General features: G+C 72.9%; 19 protein-coding genes and 1 tRNA gene. 12 read left to right on the top strand and 8 right to left on the bottom strand.

All coding sequences use genetic code 11. From position 1 onward, the window contains the following. The first annotated feature begins 175 nt into the window (after positions 1-175). From GTY67_RS31485 to GTY67_RS31460, 6 genes are all read left to right on the top strand, one after another. On the top strand, positions 176-580 hold the full coding sequence (locus GTY67_RS31485) for an SHOCT domain-containing protein (protein WP_161281276.1): 405 nt from the start codon (positions 176-178) through the stop codon (positions 578-580). Between the two features lie 66 nt (positions 581-646). Beyond that, positions 647-2,002 (top strand): GAF domain-containing SpoIIE family protein phosphatase, encoded by a 1,356-nt coding sequence (locus GTY67_RS31480; RefSeq protein WP_161281275.1) that lies wholly within the window; start codon positions 647-649, stop codon positions 2,000-2,002. A 182-nt stretch (positions 2,003-2,184) separates the two neighbouring features. Further along, positions 2,185-3,267 (top strand): acyl-CoA dehydrogenase, encoded by a 1,083-nt coding sequence (locus GTY67_RS31475; RefSeq protein ID WP_176727447.1) that lies wholly within the window; start codon positions 2,185-2,187, stop codon positions 3,265-3,267. Beyond that, positions 3,264-4,037: a PIG-L family deacetylase gene (locus GTY67_RS31470; RefSeq protein ID WP_093689191.1), complete on the top strand. Its 774-nt coding sequence runs from the start codon at positions 3,264-3,266 to the stop codon at positions 4,035-4,037. Before GTY67_RS31475 ends, GTY67_RS31470 begins: the two co-directional genes overlap by 4 nt. Beyond that, complete coding sequence (locus GTY67_RS31465; RefSeq protein ID WP_161281274.1) at positions 4,034-4,660, top strand: SAM-dependent methyltransferase; 627 nt, start codon at positions 4,034-4,036, stop codon at positions 4,658-4,660. The genes GTY67_RS31470 and GTY67_RS31465 overlap by 4 nt, the downstream gene beginning before the upstream one ends. Beyond that, complete coding sequence (locus tag GTY67_RS31460) at positions 4,657-5,364, top strand: glycosyltransferase (RefSeq protein WP_161281273.1); 708 nt, start codon at positions 4,657-4,659, stop codon at positions 5,362-5,364. The genes GTY67_RS31465 and GTY67_RS31460 overlap by 4 nt, the downstream gene beginning before the upstream one ends. 68 nt (positions 5,365-5,432) lie before the next feature. Here GTY67_RS31460 and GTY67_RS31455 read toward each other — a convergent pair. Both GTY67_RS31455 and GTY67_RS31450 read right to left on the bottom strand, forming a co-directional pair. Beyond that, a tRNA-Pro gene (locus tag GTY67_RS31455) sits at positions 5,433-5,506 on the bottom strand. A 50-nt stretch (positions 5,507-5,556) separates the two neighbouring features. Then, positions 5,557-8,211: an AAA family ATPase gene (locus GTY67_RS31450; protein WP_093689185.1), complete on the bottom strand. Its 2,655-nt coding sequence runs from the start codon at positions 8,209-8,211 to the stop codon at positions 5,557-5,559. A 111-nt stretch (positions 8,212-8,322) separates the two neighbouring features. Here GTY67_RS31450 and GTY67_RS31445 point away from each other — a divergent pair, with 111 nt between their 5' ends. The 3 genes from GTY67_RS31445 (at position 8,323) to GTY67_RS31435 (ending at position 11,422) form a co-directional block, all read left to right on the top strand. Beyond that, positions 8,323-8,802, top strand: coding sequence for a DUF309 domain-containing protein (locus GTY67_RS31445; protein WP_161281272.1), 480 nt, complete (start codon positions 8,323-8,325; stop codon positions 8,800-8,802). 86 nt (positions 8,803-8,888) lie between these two features. After that, entirely contained in the window at positions 8,889-9,314 is a 426-nt protein-coding gene (locus GTY67_RS31440; RefSeq protein ID WP_161281271.1) for a hypothetical protein, read from the top strand. Positions 9,315-9,478: 164 nt separating this feature from the next. After that, on the top strand, positions 9,479-11,422 hold the full coding sequence (locus GTY67_RS31435) for a DUF2264 domain-containing protein (protein WP_161281270.1): 1,944 nt from the start codon (positions 9,479-9,481) through the stop codon (positions 11,420-11,422). A gap of 101 nt (positions 11,423-11,523) precedes the next feature. Here the strand turns inward: GTY67_RS31435 and GTY67_RS31430 are convergent, their stop codons facing one another. The 5 genes from GTY67_RS31430 to GTY67_RS31410 all read right to left on the bottom strand — a co-directional run bounded on the left by GTY67_RS31430 (position 11,524) and on the right by GTY67_RS31410 (position 15,889). Next, the gene (locus GTY67_RS31430) at positions 11,524-12,156 is read right to left on the bottom strand and encodes an LUD domain-containing protein (RefSeq protein ID WP_161281269.1); all 633 of its coding nucleotides are present in this window, start codon (positions 12,154-12,156) and stop codon (positions 11,524-11,526) included. Continuing rightward, on the bottom strand, positions 12,153-13,760 hold the full coding sequence (locus tag GTY67_RS31425; protein WP_161281268.1) for a lactate utilization protein B: 1,608 nt from the start codon (positions 13,758-13,760) through the stop codon (positions 12,153-12,155). The genes GTY67_RS31430 and GTY67_RS31425 overlap by 4 nt, the downstream gene beginning before the upstream one ends. Beyond that, entirely contained in the window at positions 13,757-14,524 is a 768-nt protein-coding gene (locus tag GTY67_RS31420; protein ID WP_093689173.1) for a (Fe-S)-binding protein, read from the bottom strand. The genes GTY67_RS31425 and GTY67_RS31420 overlap by 4 nt, the downstream gene beginning before the upstream one ends. Before the next feature lie 126 nt (positions 14,525-14,650). Beyond that, entirely contained in the window at positions 14,651-15,382 is a 732-nt protein-coding gene (locus GTY67_RS31415) for an FCD domain-containing protein (protein ID WP_093689171.1), read from the bottom strand. 201 nt (positions 15,383-15,583) lie between these two features. Beyond that, positions 15,584-15,889, bottom strand: coding sequence for a DUF3040 domain-containing protein (locus GTY67_RS31410; protein WP_093689169.1), 306 nt, complete (start codon positions 15,887-15,889; stop codon positions 15,584-15,586). A gap of 339 nt (positions 15,890-16,228) precedes the next feature. On the opposite strand from GTY67_RS31410, the gene GTY67_RS31405 reads away from it, so the two are divergent. The 3 genes from GTY67_RS31405 to GTY67_RS31395 all read left to right on the top strand — a co-directional run bounded on the left by GTY67_RS31405 (position 16,229) and on the right by GTY67_RS31395 (position 18,848). Further along, entirely contained in the window at positions 16,229-17,182 is a 954-nt protein-coding gene (locus tag GTY67_RS31405; RefSeq protein WP_161281267.1) for a HAMP domain-containing sensor histidine kinase, read from the top strand. Positions 17,183-17,184: 2 nt separating this feature from the next. Further along, a complete protein-coding gene (locus GTY67_RS31400; RefSeq protein ID WP_093689165.1) occupies positions 17,185-17,871 on the top strand; it encodes a response regulator transcription factor in 687 nt (228 codons plus the stop codon). Positions 17,872-17,948: 77 nt separating this feature from the next. Continuing rightward, positions 17,949-18,848: a DUF2510 domain-containing protein gene (locus tag GTY67_RS31395; protein ID WP_093689526.1), complete on the top strand. Its 900-nt coding sequence runs from the start codon at positions 17,949-17,951 to the stop codon at positions 18,846-18,848. 99 nt (positions 18,849-18,947) lie between these two features. Here GTY67_RS31395 and GTY67_RS31390 read toward each other — a convergent pair whose 3' ends face one another. Then, positions 18,948-21,008, bottom strand: a complete 2,061-nt coding sequence (locus tag GTY67_RS31390) for a phospholipase C, phosphocholine-specific (RefSeq protein WP_161281266.1) — start codon at positions 21,006-21,008, stop codon at positions 18,948-18,950. Between the last annotated feature and the right edge of the window lie 70 nt (positions 21,009-21,078).

The following is a 21,078-nucleotide window of genomic DNA, read 5'->3' as shown; positions in this document are numbered from 1 at the left end:
GAGGTGTCCCACCCAGGAGACTCCGGGTTGGCCGCTCACGCGACGTTGGACTACGCCGTACGGTGCCGGGCCGCTGACACGGCTGCCGCTCCAGGCGCGTACGCGGGTGCAGATGCGGGCAAAAGGGGCCGGACGTATGAATGAGGGACCATCCGCGCGAACGGAGTTGGCCCCCATGGACGATTACCCGCTCCTCAACCTCTTCCTGACCATGCTGTACCTGTTCCTCTGGGTCATGTGGTTCTTCCTGCTGTTCAAGGTGGTGACGGACCTGTTCCGCGACCACACCCTGAACGGCTGGGCCAAGGCGGGCTGGCTGATCTTCGTCATCCTGCTGCCCTACCTGGGCGTGCTGATCTACCTGATCGTGCGGGGCCGCAGCATGCACGAGCGCGACGCCAAGGCGGTCAAGGACTCGGAAGCCGCGTTCCGGCAGTACGTGCGGGAGGCGGCCAACAGCGGCGGCCCATCCGGCTCCACCAGCCATGTGAGCGATCTGGCGAAGCTCGCCGAGCTCAAGGACAAGGGCGCGCTCAACGCCGAGGAGTACGAGCGGGCCAAGGCCAAGCTCCTCGCCTGAGGAAGCGGCCGGCGGGACAGGGCCGCGGGCCGGTCCGCGAGCGTGGTTTCCTTGTGGAGCAATGGCATGAGGAAAGTGGGCGGCCCGGTGGCAGCAGGTCTGGTTTTCGACGCGGGTACCCGCGCGGACGGTCTTCCGGCTGCCCTGTCGGACCCGGCCCGGCTGGCGGCGGTGGCCGCGACCGGGCTCCTGGACACCGGCCCGGAGGAGGTCTTCGAGGACCTCGCCTCACTGGCCGCGCGGGTGACCGGCTCCGGCCGGGCGTTCGTGACCCTGGTCGACGAGGACCGCTCCTTCTGGAAGTCCTGCGTGGGCGTGGACGTCACCGAGATCGCCGCCCGCCAGAACCCCGTACGGGAGAGCTTCTGCTACTTCCTGGTCGGCCTGGGCGGTGCCCCCTTCATCGTGGACGACGCGGCGACCGACCACCGGACCCGCGACCACCCCTCGGTCGGACCGATGCGCATCGGCGCCTGGGCCGGTTTTCCGCTGCTGGCACCCGACGGCGAGGTGCTGGGGAGCTTCTGCGTCATCGACGACTCCCCCCGTACCTGGTCCGCCGCCGATCTGACGACGCTGGAGACCCTGGCCCGCTCGGTCTCCGCCGAGATACACCTGCGCCAGTCGCTGGAGGCGGCCCGGCAGGCGCACCGGCTCTCCGCCGATCTCGCCCACTCCCTCCAGCAGGGGCTCCTCCCGCCGTCCCTCCACCCGATCCCCGGACTGGAGGTGGCCGCCTCCTACCATCCGGCATCGGCGAGCGGCAGCTCCGGGGTCGAGGTCGGCGGCGACTTCTACGACCTCTTCGCCACCCGGGGGTCCTCGTACGCCGCCGTACTGGGCGATGTGTGCGGCAAGGGCGTGGAAGCCGCCAAGGTCACCGCCATGGCGCGCTACACCGTACGGGCCACCGCCTCCCAGGTCCTCTCCCCCGCGGCCCTCCTGGGCGGGCTGAACACCGCCATGCTCGCCCAGCGCGCCCCCCGGTTCCTGACGGCCGTCTACGCCTCCTTCCGGCTCACCCCGGGCGGGCTCGCGGGCCGGGTCAGCCTCGCCGGGCACCCGCCCGCCCTGATCCGCCGGGCCGACGGGCGCGTGCACCAGGTCGGCTCACCCGGGACCCTGCTCGGGGTCGTGGAGCACGTCAGGCTCGCCGATGTCCGCTTCCGGCTGGTCTCCGGTGATCTGCTGCTGCTCTACACCGACGGCGCCTGCGAGGCCCGCCCCCGCCCCGGCACACCCTCCGGGGACCGGCAGCAGGTGTTCGGCGACGCCGAGCTGGCGGCCGTCCTGTCGGGGACGCGCGGGCTGGAGGCGGAAGCGACGGTGAAGGCCATCGGCGCGGCCCTGGCCGACCACCACGACGGCTGGGCCAGCGACGACACCGCCCTGCTCGCCCTGCGCGTACCTCCGGCCGCCTGACCTCGGGGCTCCGGACGGCCCGCCCCCGCCATCAGGTGTAGTGCCGCGATCCCGGGGCACCCAGAAGCGCGGGCCGCCGGAAAGGGTGATCGTGGAAGCGCACCCCCGGCCCCGACTTCTCCAGGGGCGGTGGGCCCCTGACAGCCGATGGCCGGCGAGCGATGGAGCAAGGAGTGCCGCCGATGCATGATGCGACCCCTCTGCCGACGGGCGTGGAGACCTCCGTCGGCGGTGCAGCGCCCGCGGACGGCGGAGGTCCGACCACCGCCGCGGTCCGCCGGACGGCGGACGGGTTCACCCGCTTCGTCGACGCCGTGACGGCGGGCTCCGTCGAGGCGCCCCTGCCCGGCGGCGGCCGGACCGCCACCCGCTTCGATGTGCTGTCCGAGGTGGCGGAGGACGATCTGTGCGTCGCCCGGCTGGCGGAGGGCCACCTCGACGCCGTGGCGATCCTGGCCGAACTGGACGGCGAGCCGGTGGCGCCGGGCCGGCGCTGGGGCGTGTGGGCCGCCGAACCGCCCGGCTCGGGGCTGACGGCGACGCGCGGCCCGGACGGCTGGGTGCTCAACGGCCTCAAGCGGTACTGCTCCGGAGCGCACAGCTGCACCCACGCCCTGGTCACCGCCACGGCGGAGGACGGCCGGCGGCTCTTCGCCGTCCGTACCGGCGTCCCGGAAGGCCTCCCGGCGGCCGAGGCGGGCCAGGGATGCACGCCGGTGCCGGGCACCTGGCGCGCGATCGGCATGGCCGGCAGCGACAGCCCCGACGTCCGCTTCACCGACGTTCCCGCCACCCCGGTCGGCGGGGTGGAGGCGTACGTGCGCCGCCCCGGCTTCCACCACGGCGGGGTCGGTGTCGCCGCGTGCTGGTACGGCGGGGCGCGAGCGGTGGCCCGCGTGCTGTTCACCCGGGCGGAGCAGCGCGCCGATCCGTTCACCGACGCCCACGCCGGTGCGGTGGACCTGCGGCTGTACACGGCCGGTACGGTGCTGCGCCGGGCGGCCGAGGAGATCGACCTCGACCCGCTCGACAAGGCGGGCGAGGCCGGGCTGCGTGCCCTGCGGGTACGGGCCCTGGTGGCGGAGGTGTGCTCCGAGGTCCTGGACCATGTGGGCCGGGCGACCGGCGCGGGGCCGCTGTGCCACGACGAGCGGCATGCCCGGGCCGTCGCCGACCTGGGCGTCTATGTACGCCAGCACCACGCGGAACGGGACCTGGCGGCCCTGGGCGGGCTGGTCGCACGGGGTCCGGAGGAGGGCCGATGAGCACGGTGGAGGGCCGGACGCCCGAGGGCCACGCGGACGCGATCCAGGCACCCGGCACCGATGAGGCGCTCTGGCGTGCGTGGCACGGCTGGGACCGGCTCCCGGACTACACGCTCCCGGAGGAGGGGCGGGTGGTGGTGGTCGCCGCCCATCCCGACGACGAGGTGCTGGGCGTGGGCGGCACCATCGCCCGGCTGGCGGCGGCCGGTCTCGCCGTGACCGTGGTGTCGGTCACCGACGGCGAGGGCTCCCACCCGGACTCGCTCGTCCTCTCCCCCGCCGAACTCGCCGGGCTGCGGGCCCGGGAGCTGGAGGAGGCGCTGGCCGAGCTGGGGGCGGCCGGAGCCGAGATCGTGCGGCTGAGGCTGCCCGACACCGGGGTGGGCGAGCACGAGGACGCACTGGCCCGCGCACTGACCCCTCTGCTGTCCGGTGCGGCACTGTGCCTGGCGCCGTGGACCGGGGACGTGCACGGCGACCACGAGGCGGCCGGACGCGCCGCCCTGGCCGCCGCTCGGGCAACGGCCGTGCCGTGCGGGCTGTATCCGGTCTGGATGTGGCACTGGGCCGAGCCCGGTGACAGCCGCGTCCCGTGGGAGCGGGCCGCCCGCGTCGTCCTGCCGTCGGCGGCGCAGGCGCTCAAGCGTGCCGCCGTCAGCCGGTTCGCCACGCAGATCCGGCCGCTCGGACCCGCTCCGCAGGACGCGGCCGTACTGCCTCCGGATGAGCTGACCCACCATCTGCGCGGCTGGGAGGTGGTCTTCGTATGAGCCGTCCCCGCACCCCGGCCACGTACTTCGACGCGATGTACGGCTCCGCCGAGGACCCCTGGAGCCTGGCCGAGCGGTGGTACGAGCGCCGCAAGTACGACCTGACCGTCGCGGCCCTGCCGCTGCCGCGCTACCGCCGGGCCTTCGAACCCGGCTGCTCCGTCGGAGAACTCACCCGCCGTCTGGCGGACCGCTGCGACACCGTGCTCGCGTGCGACCGGGTGGAGTCCGCCGTCGAGACGGCCCGCCGGCGCACCGCCGCACTCCCCCAGGTGTCGGTGCGGCACATGCTGCTGCCCGAGGAGTGGCCCGAGGGCTCCTTCGACCTGGTCGTCCTCTCCGAACTCCTCTACTACCTGGACGAGATGACACTCGGTACGGTGCTGGAGCGGACGGTGTCGTCCCTGGAACCGGAGGGCACCCTGGTCACCGTCCACTGGAACCACCCGGTGGAGGAGCATCTGACCACCGGCGACGGGATCGCACGACGCGTCGCCGCCCAGCCCGGCCTCGTCCTTGCCGCCGACCACCGTGAGGAGGACTTCGTCCTCCAGGTCCACCGGCGGACCACCGCGAACGGTGAACGGCCCGCCGGTGTCGCCGCCCGCGAGGGACTGGTGTGAGCGCCGGGACCGTCGCCGTGGTCGTCCCCGCCCACGACGAGGAGGCGTTGCTGCCCGCGGCGCTCGCCGCGGTCGGCCGGGCGGCCCGCCACCCCGGGCTCGCCGGGACGCGGGTGCTGACCGTCGTGGTGGCGGACGACTGCCGCGACCGTACGTCCGCCGTGGCCCGCGACGCGGGGGCGCTCGTGGTCGGCACCCGCTTCCGCAACCCCGGCCGGGCCAGGGCCGCAGGCGTCCGCCACGCCCTGGCCCGGGCCGACGCGGCGGCGCCGGTCACCTGGATCGCGACGACCGACGCCGACAGCGTGGTCCCGCACGACTGGCTGGTCCACCAGCTGGCCAGGGCCCGGGAAGGCTGGGAGGCGGTCGTCGGCACCGTCGTCCTGCCGTCCACCTCACCGCTGGCCACACCCCACCGGATACGTTACGAGGCCACCCGCCCGCCGACCGGAACCCCCTGGGCGCACCCTCACGTACACGGCGCCAACCTCGGGGTGGCCACCACCGCCTACCTGGATGTCGGCGGCTTCCCCGGCCTGGCCACCGGCGAGGACCACGCCTTGGTCGAGGCCCTCGAACGCCGGGGCCACCGCGTGCTGCGCACCGCCCGGTGTCCGGTCCTCACCTCGCCCCGGCTCCAGGCCCGCGCCCGGGACGGCTTCGGCGCCTACCTCGCGGCGATGCCCCGGCCCGCCGGGGCATGAGCGCCACAACAAGTCAGGGCCGGTCTCGGATTTCTCCGAGACCGGCCCTGATCTGCGACTGCTTCCAGTCGGGACGACAGGATTTGAACCTGCGACCCCTTGACCCCCAGTCAAGTGCGCTACCAAGCTGCGCCACGTCCCGATGCGTTTCCGCCTGGTTCCCCAGGGCGGCCGCGCAGGACAAACATTACCTCACTCCGAGGACCGGATCGACGTCCGTGCCTGCTGGGCGCGGGCCGCCAGCCCTTCGGCTCCGCAGGCCATGGCCTGCTTCTGGGCCCGGGCCAGTTCGCGGTGCGAGCCGATCGCGATGCCGTAGTCGACGCGGGCGAGCGCGTGCTCGTAGGCGGAGGAGGACCTCTCCAGGTGGCGTACGGCGTCGGCGAGGAGCTGCTCCGCCTCCTCGGGCGGGGCGAAGAGCGCGACGCAGCGCAGGGCTTCGCCGATCGCGGTGTCCGTACCGAACCGTTCGGCGTGCACCCGTGCGCGGGCCGCGAGGTGCGCGGCCCGGCCCGGGTCGTCCTGGGCCACGGCTCGGGCGAGGTCGCCGGCCCAGGGTGCCCAGATGCCGTTGAAGCGTTCGCGGGGCTCCAGGGCGGCACCGGCCGCTTCGAGCTCGGCGATCGCCTCCTCCTTGCGGCCTTCGGCCAGCAGCAGGCGGCCCAGGACGCACGGGCCGTCCGGCAGCACCATGGCGCTGGGGTAGGGCGGTCCGAAGTTGTAGCGGTCGGCGATCTTGCGGGCCTCGGCGGTGCGGCCGCGGGCCAGCAGCGTGTCGATGAGCAGGCACGCCGCGTCCCAGTGGACGGGCAGCCCGGAGCCGACCCGGTCGGCGAGCCGGAGCCCTTCGCGCAGGAAGCCCTCGGCCTCCGCGAGACGTCCGCGACGGCGGTGGACCATGCCGAGCAGGGTGTGTGCGAACGCCAGGTGGGCGCCGCTCCAGCCGGAGATCTCGAAGGCCCGTACCGCCTCGCCGAAGAGGCTCTCGGCCCGGTCCAGCTGGTCGGTGAAGGTGTAGGTGATGCCGACCATGGTGGGCAGCTCGAAGCCCCACTCGGAGTCGGTCCAGCCCAGGCCCCGGGCGGGGCTGCCGTCGACCAGGGCCCGTTCGCACAGGTCGACGATGAGCTGGGCGTTCTCGCCGCGCAGCATGGCGTCGAAGGCCCGCAGGGTGAGCAGCGCCCGCTCCGCGTTGTCGCGGCCCTTGAGGTGGTCGGCGTTGCGGGTGAGGCGGCGGGAGCGGGCCGGGCCGTCGTCCTCGGTGGCCTGCATGCCCTCCCACATGAAGTGCGCGGCTTGCAGCCGCATCAGGCCGGGGCCCGGTGCCGTACGGGCCGCCTCGGCGGCCAGCGAGAGCGCCGCGTCCTTGAGCTGGTTGTTGTGGGCGAGCGCGGCGGCGAGCCGGAACGTGGCGTCGACCCGCAGGCCGTCGTCGAGGCCGGGCATGTCGAGGGCCGCCCGCAGATGCTGCACGGTGGTGGGCGGGGAGCTGAGCAGGGTGGCGCAGCCGAGCTCGTACAGCAGGACCGCGCGGTCCTTCGGGCGGGGCGGCTCCTCCAGGGCACGTTCCAGACAGCGCCTGGCCGCTTCGGGGGCGCCGACGGCGAGGTGCTGGCCCGCGGCCTCGCGGAGCTGGGCGACCAGTTCCTGGTCGTCGTCCGGGTGGACCTCCAGCAGGTGCCGGGAGGCGGCCGCGGCGCCGAGGCCGGCCCGGGTGATCGCCCAGGCGGCGCGTCCGTGCATCGCGGTACGGGTGGCCGGCGGGATGGAGCGGTAGACGGCGGTCGCGATCAGCGGGTGGACGAACTCCAACGGGTCGAAGCCGCTGACGATACGGGCGTCGCGCAGCCGGGCCGTGCAGTCGGCGGCCTCCGCCGAACTCATCCCGGCGAGGGTGGCGGCCAGCTCCTGGGAGATGTCGGTGCCGAGCACGGCGGCCGCCCAGGCGAACCGGTTGGCGTTGGTGCCGAGCCGCTCCAGCCGGGCGACGAGCCCGCTGCCCCGGGCGGAGGCGCCCAGCTCCCGCAGCTGCCCGGCCGACTCCTCGACCGGTGCCAGCTCCTGGTCCTGCACCTTGGCGACCAACTCGACGGCCTCGTACGGGTTGCCGCCGGTGACGGCCCAGACCTCGCGGCAGAACGGGTCGTCGGCGTGCTCACCCAGGGCCGCGCGGGCCAGTTCGGCGGTGGCGTCCGGGGTCAGCGCCCGCAGGGCGACCCGGGTGACCGAACTCGGCCCGTCGGAACCACGCTCGGCCTCGCGGTCGGCGACGTAGCTCGCATTGCGCTCGGCCATCTCCTGCGGCCGGTACGCCTGGACGACGAGGAGCGGCAGTTCGCCGAGGCGGGCCGTGAACGAGGAGAGCCAGGAGAGGGATTCGCCGTCCGCCCAGTGGGCGTCGTCGACCAGGAGCAGTAACGGCCGGTGGCTGAGGCGGGAGGCGAGCCGGGAGACGACGTAGTCGAGGCCGTCCCGGACACCCTGCGGGTCGGGCTGCGGCCCGCTGGGCTCGGCCAGTCCGAGTGCGGGTGCCGTGGTGTCGTACCAGTCGCCGAACAGGGACCGCTTCTCGTCGGCCGGGAACTGGTCGAGTGCGGGCTGAAGCAACTGACGTACGACATGGAACGGTACGGAGGTGACGGTCTCGCCGCCACGGGCGGACCAGACCGTGCAGCGGTCGGCGGCCATCGCCCGGATCTCGGCGAGCAGGGCGGTCTTCCCGAGCCCCGCCTCCCCGCTGAAGACCAGCAGCCCGCCGACGGCCTGCGCTCCGCACAGATCGTCCACCGCCCTCGCGGCAGCGGCGAGTTCCGGTTCACGCTCGTACAACGGCCGGGACGGCTTCATGCCCACCCTTCCCCAAATGGCATGCAGTGACGACGGACGAGCCTAGTCGTGCGCGGGTGCTCATCGACAGGGTTCGGCCGATTCCCCGCAGGTACGAGGCACAATCGGGGAGTGAACGAGACGCACAGGGACCGCGACCCCGAGGGCCGGGCGCGCAATGCGCGCCCCCGGGACGGGCTGGGGCGCCCGCTGCCCTACGGAACGCCCGGAGTGGAACGGCAGCCCGAGGGGGTCGTCCGCGCGCCGGACGAGACGCTCCGGGAGGCCCAGCGGCTGCTGGACGCGGGGATGCCGTTCCACGCCCACGAGGTCTTCGAGGACGCCTGGAAGTCGGGGCCGGAGAGCGAGCGCGAGCTGTGGCGGGGGCTGGCACAGGTGGCCGTGGGGCTGACCCATGCCGCGCGCGGCAACACGGCGGGCGGGGCGCGGCTGCTGCGCCGTGGCGCGGGCGCGCTCACCTCGTACGGCGAGGCCCGGCCGCACGGCATCGGGATCGGCGGACTGGTCGACTGGGCCCAGGAGTTGGCCGGCCGCGTGGAGAGCGACCCCACGGTGGACGCGGGGGCCGAGGCACCCCGGCTCCTGGGGTAGCCGGTGAGGCTCCGGCGCTCCGGGCCCGGGGCGGAACGTCCGGCTCGGGGAACGGGCCTGCCGCGCAGCCATTACGATCCGGCTCCATGAGCACTTCTGACCAGGACCAGGACCGGGACCAGCGCAAGAGCCGGGACCGGGACACCGACATCGACGCCCCGATAGCCGAGGCCGCGGCGGCGGAGCCCGCCGAGGACGCGTACGACACCGAGGCCGCGCCCCACCCCTACGCCGGGGCCGGGACCGACCCCGAGAGGAGACTGACGCCACGTCAGGCGCGGCGGCTGCGGATCGTCCTCTCCTCCGTGGGCATGGTCGCGATGGGCGTGGTCCTCGCCCTGCGGATCGCGAGCCGGTCGTCGGTGCTGGTGGTGGGTGTCTACGGGCTCGCACTCATCCTGTGCGGTCTGGTGATCGAACTGAGCAGGAACGGCCGCACCAGGCTCGGCAGCTGGCTGCTCGCAGTCGGCCTGGTGGCCGCCGTCGGTGCGGACTGGCTGCTGCTCCCCTGAGTCCTATGGCTTCACGTGTGGGCGGGGCGACTCCGAGAACAGCTTCCCACCTGATCGTTTGATCGCTTTCGCGGGCTTCCGGTCGACCTCTTGACCGCTTGCGATCACTCGATCAGGATTTCCGGTGCCGACCGTGTCCCCCATGAAGGGCCTGGCCTTCCCGTATGTCGACCTTCCGCTCCCCCTCCTTCGAACTTCCCTCGGAGGACCGGGCGTCGAGCCCGTTCACCGGGTACACCCGAGAGCACTGGGAGGCCGCCGCCGACGGGCTGCTGCACGCGGCCTGGCGGTGGGCCACCCCTGGCGGGGCGCTCCTCGACCTGCCCGGGGCCCCCTCGCACTCCGGAGTGCGCTCCGACGGCCTCGAGGGGTACGCGCGCACCTTCCTCGCGGCCGCCTTCCGGGTCGCGGGGGCCGAGGGGAAGGACCCGCACGAATGGCTGGAACGTTACGCCCGGGGGCTCGCGTCCGGGACCCGTACGCCCGGCCGGGACGACGCGGAGTCCTGGCCCGTCATCCTGGACCACCATGTACAAGGGCAGCCCATGGTGGAGTCCGCCTCCGTCGCGCTCGGGCTGCGGCTGACCCGGCCCTGGCTCTGGGACCGGCTGGACTCCGGGGTGCAGGACCGGGTGGAGCAGTGGCTCCGGGGTGCGTTGCGCCACCTTCCGGCGGGCAACAACTGGTACCTCTTCCCGTACACGGTCGCCGGTTTCCTGGAGTCGGTGGGGCGCGGGGACGTGGAAACGGCCCGGGCACGGGAGCGGGCGCTGGAGCTGCTGGAGGGCTGGTACCGGGGCGACGGCTGGTACGCCGACGGGGACGGGCGCGCCTTCGACCACTACAACGGCTGGGCGCTGCACCTGTATCCGGTGCTGGACGCCCATCTGGCGGGCGACGACAGTGCGTCCGCGTACCACGGGGCGCGGCTGCGGGAGCATCTGGAGAGCTTCTCGCTGATGTTCGGCGGCGACGGGGCCCCGCTGCACTTCGGGCGCTCGCTCACCTACCGCTTCGCCGCGAGCGCGGCCGTGGGCCTGGGCGCGGTCTCCGGGCACACCCCGCTCGCGCCGGGGGTGTCACGGCGGCTGGTCAACGGGTCGCTGCGGTACTTCCTGGAGCGGGGCGCGAGCGGCGCCGACGGACTGCTGAGCCTCGGCTGGCACGGCCCCCACCCGGCGACACTGCAATCCTATTCCGGTCCCGCGTCGCCCTATTGGGCATCGAAGGCGTTCGTCGCGCTGCTGGCCCCCGCCGGGCATCCCCTGTGGACATCGGTGGAGGAGGCGGCACCGAGTGAAGGCCCCGACCGGGTGCTGTCCGTACCGGCCCCGGGCTTTCTGTTGCAGTCGACCCGGGCGGACGGTGTGGTGCGGCTGCACAACCACGGCAGCGACCATGTCCGCCCGGACGAGGCCGAGTCGGCGGCCGACGCGGACCCGCACTACGCCCGGCTCGCCTACTCCACCGCGACCGGACCGACCTCGGCTGCGAACCCCGCGGACAACCACCTGTCGGTGACGGTCGGCGGAGTACGCAGCACCCGGCGCCGTATCCATCCGCTCGGGGCCGGACACGGCGAGGGCTGGGGGTGGGCGGGGTCCTGGCACCTGCCCGTCTTCCCTGCCGGCCCTTCCACCGTTCCGGGACTCCGGGTGGAGGGCGTGACCGTGGCGCGGGGCCGCTACGAGCTGCGGGTGCACCGGATTCTGGGGGCGCCGGACGGTGCACGGGCCGAGCTGACCGGCTGGGCGGCGGAGCCAGGGGGCCCTGTGTGCTCCCAGCTGTACGGACTCCACGGCTGGGAGGCCCTGGAGGACGTACGGGCCCCGCAGGGCACGGCGTTCACCCGCTGGGCGGTGCTGCCCCGGCTGACCGCCCCCGATGCGGCGGGGAACGTGGTACTGGTGGCGCTCGCGTCGCTCACGGCGGAGCCGGGGGCCGGTCCGCTGGAGCCGGTCGTTGACGAGGTAGACGTACGGCCCGGTCCGGACGGTGACGCAGGCGCGGCCGAGACCGAAGTCGAGGTGGGGTGGGCGGAGGACGGTACGAGGAAGCTGACGCGGATCGTCTTCGGTCGGGGGTCTGTCGCGGTGGAGCACTTTTAGGTCGGACCACAGACCGCTTTTGGTCCGACCACAACTCGTTTCGACCCGGCCACAGCTCGCTTCGGTCCGACCACAGTTCCTTCGGTCCGACCACAGTTCGGTCACCTGTCGGTACGGATCACCACGACCAAGGTACGAGGGCCGTGCACGCCCTCCACCCGTTCCAGTTCGATGTCCGAGGTGGCCGAAGGGCCGCTGATCAGCGTCGTCGGCCGCTCGGGCACGAGCCGGGCCAACGCCTCGGGCACCCCGGCCTCGACGGCGGAGAGGTCGACCACGCAGAGGTGCAGATCGGGGACGAGGGACAGCGCGCGGCGCCCCTGGTCGGGCGAGCCGTCCAGGAAGATCGTGCCGGTCTCGGCGCAGCCGGCGGCGGACGCGGTCACCACCGCGTCCAGGGCATCCAGTTCGGGTGCGGGGATGTCCGCCGAGTCCGGGCACACCTCCCCGTCGTACGCATCGACCCAGCGCGGATCCAGCCCGGTCGGCACACCGATCCGGCGGGCGCCGCGGTCGCGCAGCACCTCGGCGACGACCTGCGCCGTGCGGTCGGCGGTGCAGGGGTGGACCTCGGCCTTGTAGTCGAGGAGCCGGTCGGTGAAGAGGGCGAGGCGTTCGGCGTCGGGGAGGACCCGGCCGGTGCGGTAGGCGCGCGGTACGACGGTGGCGGGCGTCGGGGCGAGGGCCAGGGCGTCGCGGACCCGGCCGAGCACGGTGTCGCGGGCAGTCGTCATGCCGTCCCGTCCTCTCCGTGGTTCCTGTGGTCTTCTGCTCGGCTCCGGTCGGATTCGTCCTGGCTCCGGTCGGGTTCTTCCCTCGTCCGGCCCCGGTCGTGTTCGTCGGCGGCCGCTCGGAGCGCGGCCCGGCCTTCGTCGGAGGCGAACCAGGCGCGGAAGGTCTGCCGGGGCGGGGCCGCCGTGTCACGGCTGTCGCTCCAGCCGCTGAACGGCGGGGGCAGCCGGGAGATCGTCCCGTCGCGTCCTGCGACGGCCCGGCCGAGACCGGCCGCCTTCTGTGCGCCCCGGTAGAGCGCGGGCCGCTTCATCACGGTGGCGGCCGCCTTCATCGCCAGCTTCTCCGGTGTGGTGCCGGTCTGCTCGGTGTGCTGGTGGCGCAGCTCCACCAGCAGCGAGGGAATGTCGATCTTCACGGGGCAGGCGTCGAAGCAGGCTCCGCAGAGGCTGGAGGCGTACGGCAGCGAGCTGTTGGGGTCGTCGGCGGCCGCATGCATCCCGGCGAGCTGCGGGGTGAGGACGGCGCCGATCGGACCGGGATAGGTCGAACCGTAGGCGTGGCCGCCGGTCCGCTCGTAGACCGGGCAGACGTTGAGACAGGCCGAGCAGCGGATGCAGTTGAGCGCCGCCCGTCCGATCGCGTCGGCGAGGGCGGCCGTGCGCCCGTTGTCCAGCAGCACCAGATGGAAGCCCTGGGGGCCGTCGCCGGGGGTCACTCCGGTCCACAACGAGGTGTAAGGGTTCATGCGTTCACCTGTGGAGGAGCGCGGCAGCAGTTGGAGGAACACCTCCAGGTCCTGGTAGCGCGGCAGCACCTTCTCGATGCCCATCACCGTGATCAGGGTGTCGGGGAGGGTGAGGCACATGCGGCCGTTGCCCTCGGACTCGACGACGGAGAGGGTGCCGGTCTCGGCGATGCCGAAGTTGGCACCGGACACGGCGACCTTCGTCGTCATGAATTTCTGCCGCAGATAGGCCCGGGCGGCGGCCGCGAGATGGGCCGGGACGTTGTCCAGTTCCGGGTCGACGCCGGGGATGCGGTCGAGGAAGATCTGCCGGATCTCGTCCCGGTTGCGGTGGATCGCGGGCACCAGGATGTGGGACGGCCTGTCGTGGGCGAGCTGCACGATGAGTTCGGCGAGGTCGGTCTCGTACGGGGTGATGCCGACCGACTCCAGGTGCTCGTTGAGCCCGATCTCCTGGGTGGCCATCGACTTGACCTTGATGACCTCGCTGCTGCCGGTGGCCTTCACCAGCCGGGCGACGATCTCGTTCGCCTCGGCGCTGTCGCGCGCCCAGTGGACGGTGCCGCCGTGCTCGGTGACCTTGTGCTCCAGCTGTTCCAGGAGTTCGGGCAGCCGGTTCATCGCGTCGGTCTTGATGGCGGAGCCGGCGTCGCGCAGGGCCTCCCAGTCGGGGAGTTCGCCGGTGACGTCGAGGCGTTTGGCGCGGATGGTGGTCGTGGCCCTGCCGAGGTTGCGGCGCAGTTGTCCGTTGCCCAGCTCGTGGTGGGCGGCGCGGGGGAACGCCTCGTCGCCGCGCAGGTTGCCGGTGCCGTACGGGGAGCGGGGCGGCCGGGCGGGCATGCCGAGGAAGGTGCTCATGCGGCGGCCTCCGTCAGGACGTCGGGGGTGGTGCGGGTGGCGGCGAGGATGCGGGCGAGGTGGAGGGTGCGGGTCCCGGACCGGATACGGGAGAGCCCGCCGCCGATGTGCATCAGGCAGGAGGAGTCACCGGCGGTGCAGACCTCGGCCCCTGTGGTGGCGATGCTGTCCAGCTTGTCGTGGAGCATCGCGGTGGAGGTCTCGGCGTTCTTCAGGGCGAAGGTACCGCCGAACCCGCAGCAGGAGTCGGCGCCGGGCAGCTCCACGAGGTCGATGGAGTCCACGGCGCGCAGCAGCCTGAGCGGTCTGTCGCCGACGCGCAGCATCCGCAGTGAATGGCAGGTCGGGTGGTACGTCACCCGGTGCGGGAAGTAGGCGCCCACCCCGGTCACTCCGAGGACGTCGACGAGGAGTTCGGAGAGTTCGTACGTCTTCGCCGCGACGGTGGCCACCCCGGCGCGCAGGGCGCTGTCCCCGTAGCGGTCGGCGACGGTCGCGTGCTGGTGGCGGACCGAACCGGCGCACGAGCCCGACGGCATGACGACCGCTTCGATGGAGGTGTCGCCGAACTGTTCGGCGAAGTCGCGGACCAGGGGGACGGGTTCGCGCTGGTAGCCGGTGTTGATGTGCATCTGCCCGCAGCATGTCTGCCCCGGCGGGAACACCACCTCGTGGCCCAGCCGCGTGAGCAGGATGGCGGTGGAGCGCACCGCGTCGGGGAAGAGCGTGTCGCCCAGGCAGGTGGCGAAGAGTCCGATGCGCATGGGGCCTCCCCGGTCAGGTCCTCGGTTCACCATGATGCTTCTATGGTCGGACCATACTAGGCTCGGTCCGTTGGAGGAATGGGCCACGCCGCACAGGCCGACGCCGAGCCCATCCATCCCTCGCCGCTAGACCCCGAACGGCTCGTCCACGAGCGTCCCGTGCAGACCCCGGATGTGCCGCTCCACCAGATCGGCGGCCTCGGCACCCCGCCCCTCGCGCACCAGCGCCAGAAGGGCGCGGTGCTGCGCGTTGAGAGCGTCGGCGGTGGCGGGCCAGTCCTCGACCCCCTCCAGGGCGCGCAGGATCAGCGGGCGCACCGACTCCCGTACGGCGGAGGTGAGGGTGGAGGTCAGGGCGTTGCCGGAACTGCGGGCGATCAGCACGTGGAAGCGGGTGTCCAGGTCGTTGAACGCGCTCACTCCGACGCCCGGCGCCGCCATCCCCCGTACCAGCTCCTCCGCCTCGTCTAGGTCCTCGGACGACGCGTGGCCGGCGGCGGCCTCGAAGCTGGACCGCTCCAGGACGACCCGGGCCTCCAGGACGTCCTGGAGGCTGTAACTGCCGAGGGCGAAGTGGAGCCGCAGCAGCCGGCCCAGGGCGTCGTCCGGGTTGCGTACGATCCGGGCCCCGGCGTCCGGGCCCCGGCCGGGCTGGGCCACCAGGACGCCGATCGTCTCCAGCACCCGCAGCGCCTCGCGCAGGGCGGAGCGGCTCACCCCGAGCACGGGGGCCAGTTCCCGCTCGGGCGGGAGCCGGTCGCCCGCTTTCAGCTCACCGGCGAAGACCCGCTCCTCGATGGAGCGCAGCACCAGTTCGTGCGTACGGGACTGCTGCACAGGCTGCCATTCGACGGACATCCGCCACTCCCTGCCTCGGCCGGTTCCGGGACGTTCAGCCTATGTCACACATTCGCTGTGGTCGGACCTTTCACCCTTCAGAGGTAGGATCAAACAGAGGTCCCATTCCCCAGGCACACCAAGGCCCCGACCGGTTCGGCGGTCGGGGCCTCGGTCGGCCCGTGCGGAGGGGCCGGGGTGCGGCGGTGCGGGCGCCGCGCGTCAGTGGGTTCGTGGGTTTCCGGGCGTTCCCGGGATGTCCTTGCCGTGCAGACGGCCGCGCTGCGGGTCGAAGAGATGGGCGGCCGCTCCCGACACCACGAGTCCGGTGGCGATCAGGAGGCCGTGGCCGATGGCGATGCCCATGCCCAGGGCGGTGAGGCCGAAGGCCATCGCCAGCCAGGCGTTGCGGCGTCGGTACTCGCGGGGGCTGCGCGGGGTGCCGTCGGACATCGCCGCCGCGAAACCGGGGTCGTCGCGATGCAGCTGCTCCTCAAGGGCGCGCAGCCGTTCGTCGTACGTGGGCATGGTGTCTCCCTCCCGGTACGGAGGCCTCTCGGCCCCTCCGGCGCCGGCCCGGTGATGCGGCACGGGCAGGGCCCCCCGGGCCCTGATTTCATGATCGGCGGGCGCGTTCGGAAGGGCTATCGGGGGCAGCACCCATATCCGGGGGCGTGCACCATGTAGACGCGCGATGAACCGTGACGGCCGCCCACCGGCGGGCGGGGGCTCCGGGGCGACGGCGTGTTTCCCGCGCGCAGCGACGATAGTGGAGGCTGTCGACGCCCACGTCAACGCCCGCCAACACGCGCGATGCCCGCACCGACGCCCGCAATCGTTCCGACGCCCGATGGAGGCCGTGCTCCCTTGTCCCTGTTCTGGCGGATCTTTCTGCTCAACGCCGCTGTGCTCGTCGCCGCGGGGGCTCTGCTGCTGCTCGGCCCGATCACCATTTCCACCCCGGTCCTGCTGACCGAGGCGATGATCCTGACCGGCGGGATCGCCTTCATGCTCGCGGCCAACGCGGCCCTGCTCCGGCTCGGCCTCTTCCCTCTCCAGCGGGTGACCCGCGCGATGACCACGACCGACCTGCTGCGCCCCAGCCCGCGTCCCGAGGTGGCCGGGCACGGCGAGATCGCCGCCCTGATCGAGACCTTCAACACGATGCTGGACCGGCTGGAGGCCGAACGCGCCACCAGCAGCGCCCGCGCGCTCTCCGCCCAGGAGGCCGAGCGCCGCCGGGTGGCCCAGGAGCTCCACGACGAGGTCGGGCAGACCCTCACCGCCGTCCTGCTCGAACTGAAGCGCGTCGCCGACCACGCGCCCGAGCCGCTCCGCGGCGAGCTCCGGCAGGTCCAGGAGATCACCCGTGGCTCACTGGACGAGATCCGCCGGATCGCCCGGCGGCTGCGCCCCGGGGTGCTGGAGGAGCTGGGTCTGGTCAGCGCGCTCACGGCTCTCATCACCGAGACGCCGACGCCCGACGGGCTGACGATCCGCCGCCGGATGGGCAAGGACCTGCCCGAACTGGACGCCGAGGCCGAGCTGGTCATCTACCGGATCGCGCAGGAGGCGCTCACCAACACGGTCCGCCACGCCCGCGCGTCACAGCTCGAACTCTCCTTGCTCCGCAGCCCCTGCGGGGTGGAGCTGCGTATCCGCGACGACGGCCGGGGCCTCGGCGACACCCCCGAGGGCGCGGGCCTGCGCGGCATGCGCGAGCGCGCCCTGCTGATCGGGGCCGAGCTGTTCCTCGGCCCCGGGCCGCAGGGCGGTACCGAAGTACGACTCGATGTGCCCGTCCGGAACGGAAGCCGGTGACCATGCCCCTCTCCTCCCCGTCCCCCTCCCGGGGCACCGCCGCACCGACGCGGATCCTGCTGGCGGACGATCACGCCCTGGTACGCCGGGGGGTCCGGCTGATCCTCGACGGCGAACCGGATCTCACGGTCGTGGCCGAGGCGGGCGACGGTGCCGAGGCCATCGAGATGGCCCGCGTCGAACGGCCGGATCTGGCCATCCTGGACATCGCGATGCCCCGGCTGACAGGGTTGCAGGCGGCGCGTGAGCTGTCCCGGGTCCTGCCGGACCTGCGCATCCTGATGCTGACGATGTACGACAACGAGCAGTATTTCTTCGAGGCGTTGAAGGCGGGGGCGGCCGGATACGTCCTCAAGTCGGTCGCCGACCGGGACCTGGTGGAGGCCTGCCGGGCGGCCATGCGCGACGAGCCGTTCCTCTACCCGGGCGCGGTCACCGCCCTCATCCGGAACTTCCTCGACCGGGCCAAGGACGGCGAGGACCTTCCGGCGCGCGCGATCACCGAGCGCGAGGAGGAGATCCTGAAGCTGGTCGCCGAGGGGCACTCCTCCAAGGAGATCGCCGAGTTGCTCGTCATCAGCGTCAAGACCGTGGAGCGGCACCGCGCCAACCTGCTCCAGAAGCTCGGGCTGCGCGATCGCCTGGAGCTGACCCGGTACGCGATCCGCGCGGGCCTGATCGAACCGTGACCGCCCACCTCGCCCTCGCGCGGCGGGCAGTTCATGTGATTCTCACCCTGCCCGCATAAGGTGCCCCCGTGACCCAGATGACCCCGCCCGGCTGGCACCCAGACCCCGGGCATTCAGGTAAAGGCCCCGATCAGGAACGCTGGTGGGACGGAGCGCAGTGGACCGGCCACGTCCGCCCGTCGCCCGCCGCGGTACGCCGCCGTGGACTCCGTATCGGCGTCGGTGTGACCGTAGGCGCTGTGGTCCTCGCCGCGATCGGGGGCGGGATGTACATGCTGCGCGAGGACGACGGCGGCCGCCCGGGCATCGCGGTCGCCTCGCCGTCCGCGACCCCGCCCGTCCCTGACGGGTCCGGCGCACCGGACAGCGGGAACGGCGACGACAAGGACGGCGAGGACGGCGGCCCCCGGAGCCCCGGCGAGCAGCTCCCGCCGACGGAGCCGGGTTACGCCACGGACCTGGCCGCCGGGATCAGCCTGCCGGTCCCCAAGGGGTGGACGGGCAAGTCCGCACCGGTCGGCGCCGGTCTGACGACGGGTGAGCACGCCTGCCCGGGCGGCTCTGCCCAGACGTGTGTACGCGGAGGGGTGTTCTCGGCCCCTGCGGTGGCCCTGAAGATCACTGCGGGGACGCCGGAGGAGGCGGCCAAGAAGGACATCGCCGTCAACGCCGAGCAGTCCTACGGCGGGGACTCCTACGGGAAGATCACCTCCCACGAGGAGATCAAGTCGGCCGCGGTCACCGTGGCGGGCCAGAAGGGCTACGCGGTGCGGTGGAAGGTGGTGACGGAGAAGGGCGACGACGGGTACGTGGAGTCGCTCGTGTTCCCCTCCCCCGCCTCCAAGGACATGCTCGTGGTGGTCCGGTCCGGCTTCGACATCAACAAGGACGCGCCGAAGCTGTCCGTCCTGGACGAGATCGTCAAGGGGATCAAGGCCGCCTCGGGTGCGGGCGCGGGCAACGGCGGAGCCGCCTGACCCCACCCCGTACGGCAGCGGCGAAAGACGCACGGGAGCCGGGCGGGACCGATGGGTCCGGCCCGGCTCCCACCACGTTCAGCGGCTTCCGGGAAGGGCTCAGCCCGTCACGATCGCGGGATCGCTGACCCCGGCGGCCCCCGTCTCGACGTGGCCCGCGAACCGGCGCAGGAACCCCGGCTCTCCGTCGGCGGTGACGGACACGTCGTACCAGCGCTTGCCCGCCCGGAGGTCCACCGTGCGCGAGACCGTGGTACCCGGCCGTACCGTGACGGCCTGTTCCGCTCCCCCGTAGGCGTTGGCGATCGTCAGTACGGCGTCCGTGGCGCCGGAGTTGGTGAGCGTGAGGTCCAGGTTGCCGCTGGTGGCGTTGTGGCGGGCGGTGGCCTCGGGTCCTGCCGTGGCGCCCGGGCTCCGGAACGTACGCAGGAAGCCGTTCGGGCCGTGCACGGTGAGGTCGTGGCTGCCGCCGGAGTAGGCGGAGTTCCAGCTGTCGGTGAGCGTCCGGCTCGCGCCCGCGGTGTACGTCCACGGGGCGTCGGTGCGGTTGCCGGAGGTGACGTAGAACTGCGCCCCGGCCGCCGTCCCCGGGCTGAAGGTGAGGGCGATCTTCCCGGTGCCGGTGTCGACCGCACCGTCGACGTAGGGCTCGTAGGGGAGCGGCCTGGTGGGCCGGCTGCCCGGTTCCTGGGCGGGCATGGCGCCGACGGCCGGCGGGGTGGGCCGGTAGTCGGGGTGGCGCTCGCGGTCCGGTGGCTCGTACGCGGAGGTGTCCGGCAGGTCGTCGGGGGCGGGCGCGGACCGGCCGAAGTCGAAGGCGGAGGTGAGGTCGCCGCAGACCGCCCGCCGCCAGGGCGAGATGTTCGGCTCGTGCACGCCGAAGCGCTGTTCCATGAACCGCAGTACGGAGGTGTGGTCGAAGACCTCGGAGCAGGCGTAGCCGCCGGTGCTCCAGGGCGAGACGACGAACATCGGCACGCGCGGGCCGAGCCCGAAGGGGCCGGGTCCGTACGAGGGGCCGCCCGGGTAGATCTCCGTGGTGGTGTCGGCCGTCGAGAGGCCCTGGGCGGCGGAGGCCGGCGGGTAGGGCGGGACGACGTGGTCGAAGAAGCCGTCGTTCTCGTCGTACGTGATGAACAGGGCGGTACGGCTCCACACCTCGGGGTCGGAGGTGAGGGCGTCCAGCAGCCCGGCGATGTACCAGGCGCCGTAGTTGGAGGGGAAGTTGGAGTGCTCGCTGAAGGCCTCGGGGGCGGCGACCCAGGAGATCTGGGGCAGCTTCCCGGCCTGTACGTCGGCGGCGATCGCGTCGAAGTAGCCGCCGCCGGCCGAGACGTCGGTGCCGGTGCGCGCCTTGTCGTACAGCGGGTCGCCGGGCTTGGCGTTGCGGTAGTTGTGGAAGTAGAGGAGCGAGTTGCAGCCGTAGTTGCCCCGGTAGGCGTCGTCGATCCAGCCCCAGCGGCCCGCCGCGTCCAGCCCGTCACCGATGTCCTGGTAGATCTTCCAGGAGACCCCCGCCGCTTCCAGCCGCTCGGGGTACGTACGCCAGCCGTACCCCTGCTCCTCGTTCCCGAGCACCGGACCGCCGCCCGCCCCGTCGTTGCCGGTGTAACCGGACCAGAGGTAGTAGCGGTTGGGGTCGGTGGCCCCGATGAAGGAGCAGTGGTAGGCGTCGCAGATGGTGAAGCGGTCGGCGAGCGCGTAGTGGAAGGGGATGTCCTCGCGGGTCAGATAGGCCATGGTCGTGGGGGTCTTGGCCGGTATCCACCGGTCGTAGCGCCCGCCGTTGTACGCCCGGTGGCCGCCGGGCCAGTCGTGGTTGAGGCCCTGGAGGAACTGCATGCCGAGGTCGTCGGCGGTCGGGTGGAACGGCAGCGTCACCTTGCCCGCGGCGTCCTCCTGGTGCCACACCGGCTTCCCGCTCGGCAGGGTCACGGGCCGCGGGTCCCCGAACCCGCGGACCCCTTTCATCGCCCCGAAGTAGTGGTCGAAGGAACGGTTCTCCTGCATCAGGACGACGATGTGCTCGACATCCTGGATCGTCCCGCTGGCCCGGTGGGCGGGGATGGCGGCAGCCCGGTCGATGCTGCCCGCCAGGGCACCGAACCCGGCGGTCGCACCGGCGATCTGGAGAAACCTGCGCCGATTCATCTCAGTCATGTGTGGGGGCCTCTAGGAGTGGGGAACAGAAGCGAACAGAATGCTCCAAGAGAACCCAGGAGAAGGGAAG

The organism is Streptomyces sp. SID8374 (genome assembly GCF_009865135.1).
GTDB lineage: Bacteria > Actinomycetota > Actinomycetes > Streptomycetales > Streptomycetaceae > Streptomyces.
Note: the sequence above shows the minus strand (reverse complement) of the source record. Positions and strands in the feature narration are given on the sequence as shown.